This window comes from Variovorax sp. 01T439_2 (assembly GCF_056398445.1).
The window spans coordinates 1-12,978 of the sequence record NZ_JBFTPJ010000045.1; the positions used below are offsets into that span (position 1 = coordinate 1).

Genomic DNA, 12,978 nt, shown 5'->3' on the forward strand with positions numbered 1-12,978 from the left:
GCCGGCGCCGGCGCGGCCCAGCGCCAGGCGCGCGGGCGTGGCCGAACGCCACTGCGCCCAGGGATTCGGCGTGACGGCGTCCTTGCTCATGGCGCGAGCGCGGCCAAGCCGCTCATGTCCGCCAGCAGGCGGTTGGCCGACGRCGGCGCGAGCCGGCCGGCCGCGTCGGTGATCTGCATGCGCTGCAGCCAGGCCTCGAATTCGGGTGCGCGCTTCAGGCCCAGCGTCTGGCGCAGGAACAGCGCATCGTGGAACGAGGTGCTCTGGTAGTTGAGCATCACGTCGTCGGCGCCCGGAATGCCCATGATGAAGTTGATGCCCGCAGTGCCCAGCAGCACGAGCAGGTTGTCCATGTCGTCCTGGTCGGCCTCGGCATGATTGGTGTAGCAGATGTCGCAGCCGATGGGCAGGCCCAGCAGCTTGCCGCAGCAATGGTCTTCGAGCCCGGCGCGGATGATCTGCTTGCCGTCGAAAAGATATTCGGGCCCGATGAAGCCGACCACCGTGTTGATGAGGAGCGGCTTGTAGCGCCGCGCCAATGCATAGGCGCGCACCTCGCAGGTCTGCTGGTCGACGCCGAAGTTGGCATTGGCCGAGAGCGCGCTGCCCTGGCCGGTCTCGAAGTACATCACGTTGTTGCCGACCGTGCCGCGGTTCAGCGCCAGCGCCGCGGCGTGTGCCTCGGCCAGCAGCTCGGGCGTGACGCCGAAGGACAGGTTCGCCTTTTCGGTGCCCGCGATCGACTGGAACACCAGGTCCACCGGCGCGCCGGCTTCCGCGAGCCTGAGCGTGTTGGTCACGTGCGTGAGCACACAGCTTTGCGTGGGAATTTCGAAGCGCTGGATCACCTCGTCGAGCATGTGCAGCAGGCGGCCGAGCACCTGCATGCTGTCGGACACCGGGTTGAGGCCGATCACCGCATCGCCCGCGCCGTAGAGCAGGCCGTCGAGCGTGGAGGCCGCCACGCCGCGCAGGTCGTCGGTCGGATGGTTGGGCTGCAGCCGCACGGCCAGGTGGCCGGGCAGGCCGATGGTGTCGCGAAAGCGCGTGACCACGCTGCACTTCCTGGCGACCGACACCAGGTCCTGGTTGCGCATGAGCTTGGACACGGCCGCCACCATCTCGGGCGTGAGGCCCGGCGCCAGCGCCGTCAGCGCTTCGGTGGTGGCCTGCTCCGAAAGCAGCCAGTTGCGGAAGTCGCCGACCGTGAGGTGCGACACCGGTGCAAAGGCCTCTGCGTCATGGGTGTCGATGATGAGGCGCGTGATGTTGTCGCTCTCGTAGGGAATCAGCGCCTCGGTCAGGAACTGCTTGAGCGGCGTCTCGGCCAGCACGTGGCGCGCCGCCATGCGCTGCTGCGCGGTGGCCGCGCCGATCTCCGCGAGGTAGTCGCCCGAACGCGCCGGGCTGGCCACGGCCATGACCTGCTTGAGGTCGTCGAAGGCGAAGACCTGGCCGGCAATGGTGGTGCGATAGCGCATCTTTCTCTCTTCTTGTTCACGCGATGGTGCGGGAGGACAGCATCTCGTCGGGCGCCGCCGCCTTGCGCTGCGCCGAGGTCAGCAGGAAGTAGCCGTAGGCCGCTGCCATCAGCACCAGGAACAGCACGGTCAGCATGAAGTTGAACCAGACCATGGCGCCCAGGCAGACCACGCCAAGCCCGAGCGCAATGGCCGGAAACACCGGATAGAAGGGCGCGCGGTAGGTGCGCAGCAGGCCGGGCTCGGTCCTGCGCAGCCTGAACAGCGCGGCCATCGAGATCAGGTACATCACGATGGCGCCGAGCACGGCCATGGTCACGATGTTGGCGGTGAGCGTCTGGCCGCCGAACTGCACCCACTCGTCGCTGAAGATGGCCACCACGCCGATCACACCGCCGGCCAGCAGCGCGCGGTGCGGCGTGTCGAAGCGCGGGCTCAGGCCCGCGAAGTAGCGCGGCAGGTAGCCGGCGCGCGCCAGCGCGAAGATCTGGCGCGAGTAGCCCATGATGATCCCGTGGAACGAGGCGATCAGCCCGAACAGGCCGATCCACACCAGCATGTGCAGCCAGCCGCTGTTGTCGCCCACCACCGCCTTCATGGCCTGCGGCAGCGGGTCGTTGATGTTGGCGAGCTTGCGCCAGTCGCCCACGCCGCCCGCGAAGATCATCACGCCGAAGGCCAGCACCACCAGCGTGACGATGCCCGTGGTGTAGGCGATGGGAATGGTGCGGTGCGGATCGCGCGCTTCCTCGGCGGCCATGGCCGCGCCCTCGATGGCCAGGAAGAACCAGATCGCGAACGGTATCGACGCGAAGATGCCCGAGATGGCCGCGCCGTTGAGCACGCTGCCGCCGGCCCAGCCGTTGGCTACGAAGTTGGCCATGGTCCAGCCCGGCGTGACCACGCCCATGAACACCAGCAGCTCGACAATGGCCAGCAGCGTCACGAACAGCTCGAAGGCCGCCGCAATGCCCACGCCGATCCAGTTGAGCGCGATGAAGATCACGTACGCGCCCAGCGCGAACCACTTCGGGTTGATGCCGGGGAACTGCACGTTGAGGTAGGCGCCGATGGCCAGCGCGATGGCCGGCGGCGCAAAGACGAATTCGATCAGCGTGGCAAAGCCCGCCACGAAGCCGCCGGTCGGCCCGAAGGCGCGCCGCGCATAGGCAAACGGGCCGCCCGCATGCGGAATGGCGGTGGAGAGCTCGGTGAAGCTGAAGATGAAGGTGGTGTACATCGTGGCCACCAGCACCGTGGCCACCAGGAAGCCGAGCGTGCCGGCAGTGTTCCAGCCGTAGCTCCAACCAAAGTACTCGCCCGAGATGACCAGGCCCACGGCAATGCCCCAGAGCTGGACGGGGCCGAGGACCTTCTTCAGGTGGCCGGTGCCTGTGGGAACAGTGGCTGCGACCGGCGTGACTGCGGTGGGCTGCATGGGGCTTCCTCTTTTTGCGGATGTTGACAGTGCGTATCCGGCAAAGCAAGGCCCGTTCCATCGCTGGCCATAATCGTGCTTTTCAATCTCCCGAGGTGTTCAGTGAAGTCTTCCTCTTCTTCCTTGTCTCTCTTCTGTGCCGCCCTGGTCTCGCTGTGCGCGGTATCTTCCGCCTGGGCGCAATCGGCGCCGGTCACCACGCCAAGCGGCCTGGTCTACCAGTCGCTGAAGGAAGGCACCGGCGCATCGCCCGCCGCCACCGACGTGGTCAAGGTGCACTACCGCGGCACCTTCCCCGACAGCGGCAAGGAATTCGACAGCTCCTACAGCCGCGGCGAGCCGACCGAGTTTCCGCTCAACGGCGTGATCCCCTGCTGGACCGAGGGCGTGCAGAAGATGAAGCCCGGCGGCAAGGCCAAGCTGACCTGCCCKCCATCGATTGCCTACGGTTCGCGCGGCGCGGGCGGCGTGATTCCGCCGAACGCCACGCTCAACTTCGAAGTCGAGCTGGTCTCCGTCAAGAAGCGCTGACCGGCAGATCTCGAGAACTCAACCTGGCTGGAACTGGAACAGCCAGGTTTCGGTCAGCGTCTTGTCGCCGGTCTTCAGGTAGAGCCGCATGTCGACGGGCTCGTTGCCTTCGGGCGTGAAATCGAACTGGGCGCGCCAGTGGCCCGGCACGCCGTTGGGAACGGCCTCGGCAAAGACGTAGGAGAACTTGCCGCGCGGCGCCGTCAGCACCAGTTCGGGCTTCACGCCGAAGGGCACGGTGGTGAGCGGCTGCCCGACGAACTCCACCATGAACTTGCGCACGCCCGGCGGGCGCGGCTGGCCCGGCTGTCCGCCGCGCCCGATGCGCGTGGCCACGCAGCGCGCGAGCGGCGAGGGAAAGGGCTCCTGGTCGGTCCAGTGCAGCCGGTACTGCAGGCTGTAGCTCGCGCCCGCCTTGGCGTCGGCCTTGGGCACCCAGAAGGCGACGATGTTGTCGTGGATCTCGTCGTCGGTCGGGATCTCGATCAGCTGCACCGAGCCTTCGCCCCAGTCGCCCAGCGGCTCGATCCAGAGGCTGGGGCGCTTCTCGTAGTTGACGCCGTCCTGGTAGTTGTCGAAGGCGCGGTCGCGCTGCAGTAGCCCGAAGCCGCGCGGCCGCGTGTCGGCAAAGGCCGAGGCGCGCGTCTGCGTCGGGTTGTTGAGCGGGCGCCAGATGCGCTCGCCCGCGCCGTTCCAGATGGCCAGGCCGTCGGAGTCGTGCACCTCGGGTCGCCAGTCGATGGCGGTGGGCTTGATGGTTTCCGAGTACCAGTACATCGAGGTGAGCGGCACCAGGCCCAGGCGCGACACGTCGCGGCGCAGGAAAACGCGCGCGTCGATGTCCATGATCACGGCCTTGCCGCGCTGCATCACGAACTTGAACACGCCCGTGACGCTCGGCCCTTCGAGCAGCGCGTAGACGGTCATCGAGGTGGTGTTGTTGGCGGCCGGCGTCTCGAAATAGAAGCGCGTGAAGGTCGGGAATTCTTCGGGCTTGTCGGGCACCGCCACGTCGAGCGCCAGGCCGCGCGCCGACAGGCCGTACTGGTAGAGCTCGCCGATCGCGCGGAAGTAGGAGGCGCCCAGGAAGGCCACCCAGTCGTTCTTCTGCCAGTCGAGCTTGCTCTGGTCGCCCAGGCGGCTTTCCTGCAGCCGAAAGCCTGCAAAGCCCGCGCCCGCCGGCAGCGCGCGCGCCGGGCTGTCGGGCGGCATCGAGAAGTACGAAGGGCTGTAGAGCACCTCGCGCGCGAAGGCGTCGCCATCGGAGTTCTCGAGCACGTGCATGCGCACCGGCGTCTGGAAGAAACGGCCGAGGTGGAAGAAGGTGACCGGAAAGGCGCCCGGTCCGTCGCGGAAGAGGGCGTTGGCCGGGTCGAACTTGATCTTGCCGTGCGCGTCGTAGTCGATCTTCTCGAGCACCTCGGGTGCGATCGGCGTGGCCGCGGCATAGGGCTGCCCGGCCAGGCGCTTGGCCTGCGCCACCAGTCGGTCGAACGAGAAGGGCGAAGGCTGGCTCAGCTTCAGGCCGTTGGCGGCCAGTGCCTCTTCGGGCAGTCCAAGGGCGGCGAGTGCGGCGGCGGCACCACCTGCGGCAAGGAAGGATCGGCGATCAAGCATGTGTTTCTTGAGGGTTGCGGTCTTGGGAGTACGTCGTGTGGAGTACGAAAAAAAAGGACGCACGGAAGGCGATGCGGCCGGAGAAACCATCCTAATGCAGCCGGCGCCGGGGATTTTCCACGCACAAGAGCAGGGAGCATGCCGCGGCCGCGGGGTTTGGCGCGTCAGCCAAGCTGCGCAGCGCGAGCCGGACAAGGCCGGGACCTGAGAAATTTGTGCGTTTATGTATCGGCGCTGTCATCAGCGCTGTCGGCCACGCCCAGGGCGTAGACCGCATAGAGCGGCACGCCGAGCAGCATCAGCACCAGCGGCGCGAACAGGGTGTAGGCCAGGCCGATGCCTTCGAACACGCGGTAGGTGGCGTCGAGGCGCAGGCGCGGATGGGGCTGCGTCAGTTCGGCGGCCCGGCGCAGCCCCCAATGAAACTGCGCCCCGGTGGCGCGCAGCGAGGGATGCTGCGCGGCGCGGCCCACGGCGAGCCAGCAGACGGCATCGAAGGCCAGCACGGAGCCCGCGGGCGCGCGCTCGCCGAAGGTCGCGAGCACGGCCTGCGCCTGCTGCGGCTGCAGGTACATCAGGACGCCTTCGGTGAAGAGGAAGACCGGCTGTGCCTGGCGCGTGCGCGGCAGCTCGAGTTCGTCCCACCAGCGGGGCGACGTGAGGTCGAGGTCGCGCGCATCGTGGCGCGGATGGGTCTCGGGGATCAGCTCGCGGCGCAGCGCCATCACCTCGGGCAGGTCGGCATCCGTCATGCGCGACCTTCCGTCGTCCAGCCACTGGAAGTAGTGGCTCAGGCCGCAGCCCATGTTCACCACGCGGCCGCCGGGGTGCTGCTTGAGGAACTCCTGCGCGAGGCTGCGAAAGCGCCGCGTGCGGCTCAGGATGCTGTAGATGGTGGCCCGGTCCTCAGGCAGCGGATGGCCTTCGTCGCGGATCTTCTCGAGGATCGACGCGGCATAGGCGTCGCGCACGGCCATCTGCGGAAACATCGCGTCGCCGGAAGCGCGCGCGGCGAGCGGGATCCGCAAGGTCGATGGCACGGCCGAAAGTTTTCGTGCGGCTCTCTTGCTTGCTGTCATGGGCGCAGGCACCGGGTCATGCGCAAGTCTGGCTGCTCCCGCGCCGCGGAGCAAGTCAGCTTTTCGTTAGCCGGGGCAGGCCGGCATGCCCCCGTGCCGGCCGTCACACCTTTTACTTGGCGGTGGGCATCACGAACTCGGCGCCCTTGCCAATGCTCTCGGGCCAGCGCTGCATGATCGACTTCTGCTTGGTGTAGAAGCGCACGCCTTCCTCGCCGTAGGCATGCATGTCGCCGAACAGCGAACGCTTCCAGCCGCCGAAGCCGTGCCATGCCATCGGCACCGGGATCGGCACGTTGATGCCGACCATGCCCACCTGGATGCGGCGGCTGAACTCGCGCGCCACGTTGCCGTCGCGCGTGAAGCAGCTCACGCCATTGCCGAATTCATGGTCGTTGACCAGGTCGACCGCGTCCTTGAAGTTGGCCACGCGCACGCAGGAGAGCACCGGGCCGAAGATCTCTTCCTTGTAGATGCGCATCTCGGGCGTGACGTGGTCGAACAGCGTGCCGCCCATCCAGAAGCCGTCGCCGCAGCCGGCACCGGCCTGGCCGCCGTCGAACTGGCGGCCATCGACCAGCAGCTTCGCGCCTTCCTTCTCGCCCTGGGCGATGTAGCCGGTGATGCGCTCGTGTGCCGCGCGCGTGACGATTGGGCCCATCTCGGCCGCGAGGTTCTCGCCGTCGAGCACCTTGAGCGTCTTCGTGCGCTCGATGAGCTTGGGAATGATCTTGTCGGCCACGTCGCCCACCAGCACTGCCACGCTGATCGCCATGCAGCGCTCGCCGGCCGAGCCGTAGCCCGCGCCGATCAGCGCATCCACCGTCTGGTCGATGTCGGCGTCGGGCATCACCACCATGTGGTTCTTCGCGCCGCCAAGGGCCTGCACGCGCTTGCCGTTGCGCGCACCGGTTTCGTAGATGTAGTTGGCAATGGGCGTGGAGCCCACGAAGCTCACGGCCTTGACGTCGGGGTGCTCGAGCAGCGCGTCGACCGCCACCTTGTCGCCCTGCACCACGTTGAACACGCCGTCGGGCAGGCCCGCTTCCTTCAGCAGCTCGGCCATGCGCAGCGACGGGGTCGGGTCGGTCGGGCTGGGCTTGAGAATGAAGGTGTTGCCCGCGGCAATGGCCACCGGGAACATCCACATCGGCACCATCACCGGGAAGTTGAAGGGCGTGATGCCGGCCACCACGCCGAGCGGCTGGCGCAGCGTCCAGTTGTCGATGCCGGTGGAGACCTGGTCGGTGAAGTCGCCCTTGAGCAGCTGCGGAATGCCGCAGGCGAATTCGACGATGTCGATGCCGCGCGAGACCTCGCCCTGCGCGTCGGTGAACACCTTGCCGTGCTCGGCGGTGATCATGTGCGCGAGTTCGTCCTTGTGCAGGTTGAGCAGCTCCAAAAACTTGAACATCACGCGGGCGCGGCGGATCGGCGGCGTGTCGGCCCACTTGGGAAAGGCGGCCTGCGCGGCGGCCACCGCGGCATCGACGTCGGCCTGGACGGCCAGCGCCACCTTGCCCGTGACCTTGCCGGTGGCCGGGTTGGTGACGTCCTGCGTGCGGGTGGAGCTGCCGGCGGCGTGCTGGCCGCCGATGAAATGCGCGATCTGTGTGGTCATGGAGCGTTTCCCAGGTCAAGTGATTGCGCCAGTCTAGGAAAGGGAAGGGTCCCTGCCTAGGCGCTGGAGTTGAACTGTTTGTTCGCTATAGTGAACAATCCCACCATGGATCTGCAAAAAGCCGAATCGCTCTGGATGCACCTGCACTGGCTGATCGTGCTCGGCCAGCAGGGCAGCTACACCGCCGCCGCCGCGCGCCTGGGCGTGAGCAAGGCCGCCATGAGCCAGCGCATCGCCGAGCTGGAGCGCGCCGTGGGCGTCACGCTGGTGCGCCGCACCACCCGCAGCATGCGGCTGACCGAGGCCGGGCAGCAGCTGGTCGACCAGACGCGCGAGCCCTTCGAGCAGATCGCCCACAGCTTCCTGCAGGCGCAGGACCATGCGGGCGAGCCGCGCGGCCTGGTGCGCGTCACGGCACCGGTGGCGCTGGGGCGGCAGCAGCTGTTGCCGAGGCTCGCCGACTTCCTGCTGACACATCCGTCGATCCGAGTCGAAATGGAACTCTCCGACCGGCTGAGTTCGCTGGCCACGGAAGGCTTCGACCTGGCGGTGCGGCATGCGGCTTCGCCGCCCGACACGCACGTGGCCTGGCGGCTGTGCGACACGCGCTCGGTGCTGGTCGCAAGCCGCGCCTACCTGCGCCGCAAGGGAACGCCGCTGGCGCCGCCCATGCTGACCGAGCACGACTGCCTGCACTATCCCCGCGGGCAGGAAACCAACGTGTGGTCCTTCGAGCGGCGCGGCGGCCGCGCGCGCCATGCCGAGCGCGTGACCGTGCCCATCGCCGGCCCGCTGGCGGCCAACAACAGCGAGGCGCTGCGCGACGCGGCCCAGGCGGGACTCGGCATTGCGCTCCTGCCGGACTTCAGCGCGCAGTCTGGCCTGCAGGCGGGCAAGCTGGTCGAGGTGCTCCCCGACTGGCAGCCCACGGGCGCCTTCGCCGACCAGATCTACGCCATACGGCCTTATTCGCTGCACATACCGCGTGCGGTCAACCTGTTCGTGAGCCACCTGCGCGAGACGCTGAAGGCGGGGTTCCAACTGCCCGAGGCCTGATGGCCGGCGGGCTTCCGGCCTCGCTTTCAGATTTCAGGTCGACGACGCCATCAGCTGCCCCACCAGCAGCTGCGCCGCCGGCGACAAGGTCTCGCCGGTCTTGGTGGCCATCAGCAGGCGGCGCACGGCCCAGGCATCCCTGAGCCGCACCACCTTGAGGCCGAGCGCGCTCACCTGCGCCTTGCAGGCTGCGAGCGGCACCACGCCGATGCCGAGGTTGGCCGCGATCATGTGGCACATCGCATCGAAGCTGCGCACCTGCACGCGCAGGCGCATCGGAACGCCGGCCTGCTCGGCCGCGCGCGAGGTGAGCTCGAGCAGCGAGCTGCTGCGGTTCAGCCCCACGAATTCGTGCGCGAGGCAGGTCTTGAAATCGGTCCGGCGCGTGCGCGCGAGCGGATGCTGCCGGGCGCACAGCACCACCAGCTCGTCGGTCTGGAACGGCGCCACGTCGAGCCCGTAGGCCGGCGTGTTCTCGGCGAACACGCCCACGTCGGCCAGGCCGTCGACCAGCGCGCGCACGATGTCGCCGCTCAGCTGCTCCTCCACCTCGACGCGGATGTCCGGATGCTGGCCCAGAAAGGCGGCCAGCGTAGCCGGCAGGAACTCGGTCAGCGCCGACATGTTGGCCCACAGCCGCACATGGCCGCGCACCCCGCTCGAATAGTCGCCGAGCTCGTTGCTGAACTGCTCGAAGCCCTGGAACAGCCGCATTGCATGCTGCATGGCCACGTGGCCCGCCGGGGTCAGCGCGATGCCTTGCGAGCTGCGCTCCAGCAGCTTCGATCCGGTGGCGGCCTCGAAGTCCGACAGCCGCCGGCTGGCCGCCGAGAGCGCCAGGTGGCAGGCCTCGGCACCCTTGGTGATGCTGCCCGACTGGGCCACGGCGCAGAACAGGCGCAGCGTGACGAAGTCGACGCGGGCGGGGTTGATGGGGGCGGCCATGCCTGCATTCTAGAAAGCCTTCGCATTTTGCGAAGGGCTGCTGCCGTCAAAGCAATTCCGTTCGCTGCGATCCTTTTCTAGAGTTGGGGCAACCAATCAGGAGACAAGATGAACGCACTCGAAGGCCTCAAGGTGCTGGAGCTCGGCCAGCTCATCGCCGGCCCGTTCGCCGGCAAGACGCTCGCCGAGTTCGGCGCGGACGTGATCAAGGTCGAGCCGGCCGGCGTCGGCGATCCGCTGCGCAAGTGGCGGCTGCTGCGCGAGGGCACTTCGGTGTGGTGGGAGGTGCAGTCGCGCAACAAGCGATCGGTGTGCCTGGATCTGCGCAGCGCCGAAGGCCAGCAAGCGGTGCGCGCGCTGGCGCTGGAGGCCGACGTGCTGATCGAGAACTTCAAGCCCGGTACGCTCGAAGGCTGGGGCCTGGGCTGGGAGCAGCTGCATGCGCTCAATCCGCGGCTCATCATGCTGCGCATCTCGGGCTACGGGCAGACCGGCCCGTACCGCGACAAGCCGGGCTTCGGCGTGCTCGGCGAATCGATGGGCGGGCTGCGCTACCTGAGCGGCGAGCCGGGCCGGGTGCCCGTGCGCGTGGGCGTTTCGCTGGGCGACACGCTGRCGGCGCTGCATGGCGTGATCGGGGTGCTCACGGCGCTGCACCATCGCACGGCCCATGGCGGAGAAGGGCAGTTCATCGACGTGGCGCTCTACGAGTCGGTCTTCAACGTGATGGAAAGCCTGCTGCCCGAATACGACGCGTTCGGCGCGGTGCGCGAGCGCGCTGGCAGCGCGTTGCCGGGCATTGCGCCGACCAATGCCTACAAATGCAGCGACGGCCACTACGTGCTGGTGGCAGGCAACGGCGACAGCATCTTCCGCCGGCTGATGCGCGCCATCGGCCGGGCGGACCTGGAGAACGATCCGCAGCTCGTGCACAACGACGGACGCGTGCAGCGCGTGGAAGAGATCGACGCCGCCATCGAGGCCTGGACGCTGCAGCGCAGCCGCGACGAGGTGCTGGCGGTGCTCGATGCGGCCGGCGTGCCGGTCGGGCGCATCTACACGGTGGCCGACATCGCCACCGATCCGCAGTACCTGGCGCGCCAGATGATCGTCGAGGCGACCACCGCCGACGGCGACATGCTCAAGGTGCCGGGCGTCGTGCCCAAGCTCAGCGCCACACCGGGCCGCATTGCGCACCCCGCGCCGCGGCTCGGCGAACACACAGCCGATCTGCAGGGATCAGGTTGGCCGGCACGCCGCACCGAAGAAAGCGAGGCCGTATGAAAGAGGGCAAGGGCAAGCGGCTCTTCATCAACGAGGTGGCCACGCGCGACGGCTTCCAGATGGAGAGCCGCTTCATTCCGACCGACGACAAGATCGCGCTGGTTGACCGGCTGGGCACGCTGGGCTACGCCAAGATCGAGGTGACTTCGTTCACCTCCGCCAAGGCGATCCCGGCGCTGCGCGACGGCGAGGAAGTGATGCAGCGCATCGCGCGGCGGCCGGGCGTGGTCTACACCGCGCTGGTGCCGAACCTGCGCGGTGCCGAGCGTGCGCTGGAGAGCCGCATCGGCGAATTCAACATCGTCATGTCGGTGAGCGAGACCCACAACCTCAGCAACCTGCGCATGACGCGCGAGCAGTCGTTCGCGCAGCTGGCCGAGGTCATCGCGCTGGCCGGGCAGGCGGTCGTGCCCCTGAACGTGTCGCTCTCCTGCGTCTTCGGCTGCCCGATGGAAGGCGAGGTGCCGCTGGCCGTAGTCCAGGAATGGATCGACCGCTTCGCGGCGCTGCAGGTGCAGGGCATCACGCTGTGCGACACCACGGGCATGGCTTTTCCCACGCAGGTGCAGGCCGTCTGCGAAGCCGTGACGGCAAGGCACCCCGGCCTGCAATGGACGGCGCACTTCCACAACACGCGCGGCATGGGGCTCGCGAACACGGTGGCGGCGGTGGAGGCGGGCATCGAGCGGCTCGACATGTCGCTGGGCGGCATCGGCGGCTGCCCGTATGCACCCGGCGCCACCGGCAACGTCGCCACCGAGGACGTCGTGCACATGCTGCAATGCATGGGCTACGACACCGGCATGGATCTGGGCGGCCTGATCGACGCCGCCTCGGAACTCGAAGCGCTGGTGCAGCACGACTTGCCGAGCCAGGTGCCGCGCGCCGGCCACCGGCTCACGCGGCATGCGCCGCCGGCGGATTTCAACGACATCGCGGCGCGTGCGCATGTGCGCCGCGCCAAGGAGCTGAACCCATGATCGACCATCTGGACCACCTGGTGCTCACCACTTCCGACGAAGAGGCCTGCACCCGCTTCTACGTCGAGGTGATGGGCATGGCGCTGGAGACTTTCGGCGCCGACCGCAAGGCCTTCCGTTTCGGCAACCAGAAGATCAACCTGCATGTGAAGGGCCACGAGTTCGAGCCCAAGGCGCAGGTGCCGACGCCGGGYTCGCTGGACCTGTGCTTCATCGCGAGCGTGCCGCTCGAGGACGTGATCGCACGGCTGAAAGACAAGGGCGTGCCGATCCTCGAAGGCCCGGTGATGCGGACCGGCGCCACTTCGCGCATCCGCTCGGTCTACGTGCGCGATCCCGACCTGAATCTCATCGAGATATCCGAGCTGGCACCCTGAAACGCCGGCTTCGAATGCAACCTTAAAAACACCGGAGACAAAACCATGAAACCCACCCATCGCCTTCTGATCGCCGCAGGCCTTGCGCTGGCGGCCGCCGCGGCCAGCGCCGACACCTGGCCCTCGAAACCGATCACCTTCATCGTGCCCACCGCGCCCGCCGGGTCCACCGACATCATGGCGCGCATGGTGGCCGACCCGCTGCAGCGCGCGCTGGGCCAGCCCATCGTGGTCGACAACAGGCCCGGCGCCAGCGGCAACATCGGCACCGAAGCCGTGGCGCGCGCCGCGCCCGACGGCTACACGCTGCTGATGCAGTACTCGGGCTATCACGTCGGCAACCCCGCGCTCTTTCCGCAGATCAAGTGGAGCCCGACCAAGGACTTCGTGCCGGTGGCGCTGGTGATGCGCGCGCCGCACGTGGTCGCGGTGAGCGGCAAGCTGCCCGTGAACTCGATGAAGGAGCTGATCGAGTACGGCAAGAAGAAGAAAGAGGGCGGCCTGTTCTACGCCTCGTCGGGCAACGGCTCGATCCAGCACATCGCGGGTGAGCTGCTGTCGCGCCAGGC

The 12,978-nt window shown here is 68.0% G+C and carries 12 protein-coding genes; 6 read left to right on the forward strand and 6 right to left on the reverse strand.

Features of this window, described 5'->3' with window-relative positions; translation table 11 throughout:
- Positions 1-86: 86 nt before the first annotated feature.
- Positions 87-1,481, reverse strand: coding sequence for an ethanolamine ammonia-lyase subunit EutB (locus AC1DOC_RS03890; protein WP_478129423.1), 1,395 nt, complete (start codon positions 1,479-1,481; stop codon positions 87-89).
- A 16-nt stretch (positions 1,482-1,497) separates the two neighbouring features.
- The gene (gene eat / locus AC1DOC_RS03895; RefSeq protein WP_478083410.1) at positions 1,498-2,919 is read right to left on the reverse strand and encodes an ethanolamine permease; all 1,422 of its coding nucleotides are present in this window, start codon (positions 2,917-2,919) and stop codon (positions 1,498-1,500) included.
- Between the two features lie 123 nt (positions 2,920-3,042).
- Here eat and AC1DOC_RS03900 point away from each other — a divergent pair, with 123 nt between their 5' ends.
- Positions 3,043-3,450, forward strand: a complete 408-nt coding sequence (locus AC1DOC_RS03900; protein WP_478080327.1) for an FKBP-type peptidyl-prolyl cis-trans isomerase — start codon at positions 3,043-3,045, stop codon at positions 3,448-3,450.
- An 18-nt stretch (positions 3,451-3,468) separates the two neighbouring features.
- Here AC1DOC_RS03900 and AC1DOC_RS03905 read toward each other — a convergent pair whose 3' ends face one another.
- From AC1DOC_RS03905 to AC1DOC_RS03915, 3 genes are all read right to left on the reverse strand, one after another.
- Complete coding sequence (locus tag AC1DOC_RS03905) at positions 3,469-5,067, reverse strand: OpgD/OpgG family glucan biosynthesis protein (protein WP_478080328.1); 1,599 nt, start codon at positions 5,065-5,067, stop codon at positions 3,469-3,471.
- Positions 5,068-5,288: 221 nt separating this feature from the next.
- Positions 5,289-6,146: a class I SAM-dependent methyltransferase gene (locus AC1DOC_RS03910; RefSeq protein ID WP_478080329.1), complete on the reverse strand. Its 858-nt coding sequence runs from the start codon at positions 6,144-6,146 to the stop codon at positions 5,289-5,291.
- A 112-nt stretch (positions 6,147-6,258) separates the two neighbouring features.
- Positions 6,259-7,767: a CoA-acylating methylmalonate-semialdehyde dehydrogenase gene (locus AC1DOC_RS03915; RefSeq protein WP_012748369.1), complete on the reverse strand. Its 1,509-nt coding sequence runs from the start codon at positions 7,765-7,767 to the stop codon at positions 6,259-6,261.
- Positions 7,768-7,872: 105 nt separating this feature from the next.
- Between AC1DOC_RS03915 and AC1DOC_RS03920 the strand changes: the two genes are divergently transcribed.
- Positions 7,873-8,823, forward strand: a complete 951-nt coding sequence (locus AC1DOC_RS03920) for a LysR family transcriptional regulator (RefSeq protein ID WP_478080331.1) — start codon at positions 7,873-7,875, stop codon at positions 8,821-8,823.
- A 33-nt stretch (positions 8,824-8,856) separates the two neighbouring features.
- On the opposite strand, the gene AC1DOC_RS03925 is transcribed toward AC1DOC_RS03920, so the two are convergent.
- Positions 8,857-9,768 carry a LysR family transcriptional regulator gene (locus AC1DOC_RS03925; RefSeq protein ID WP_478080332.1) on the reverse strand — a complete coding sequence of 304 codons (912 nt, stop codon included), beginning with the start codon at positions 9,766-9,768 and terminating at the stop codon, positions 8,857-8,859.
- 108 nt (positions 9,769-9,876) lie between these two features.
- On the opposite strand from AC1DOC_RS03925, the gene AC1DOC_RS03930 reads away from it, so the two are divergent.
- The 4 genes from AC1DOC_RS03930 to AC1DOC_RS03945 form a co-directional block, all read left to right on the forward strand.
- Positions 9,877-11,052, forward strand: a complete 1,176-nt coding sequence (locus AC1DOC_RS03930) for a CaiB/BaiF CoA transferase family protein (RefSeq protein WP_478129424.1) — start codon at positions 9,877-9,879, stop codon at positions 11,050-11,052.
- The gene (locus AC1DOC_RS03935; protein ID WP_478080334.1) at positions 11,049-12,032 is read left to right on the forward strand and encodes a hydroxymethylglutaryl-CoA lyase; all 984 of its coding nucleotides are present in this window, start codon (positions 11,049-11,051) and stop codon (positions 12,030-12,032) included. The genes AC1DOC_RS03930 and AC1DOC_RS03935 overlap by 4 nt, the downstream gene beginning before the upstream one ends.
- The gene (locus AC1DOC_RS03940; RefSeq protein ID WP_478083408.1) at positions 12,029-12,409 is read left to right on the forward strand and encodes a VOC family protein; all 381 of its coding nucleotides are present in this window, start codon (positions 12,029-12,031) and stop codon (positions 12,407-12,409) included. The genes AC1DOC_RS03935 and AC1DOC_RS03940 overlap by 4 nt, the downstream gene beginning before the upstream one ends.
- A gap of 45 nt (positions 12,410-12,454) precedes the next feature.
- Positions 12,455-12,978: Bug family tripartite tricarboxylate transporter substrate binding protein (locus AC1DOC_RS03945; protein ID WP_478129425.1), on the forward strand; the 524-nt coding region annotated here is incomplete at its 3' end.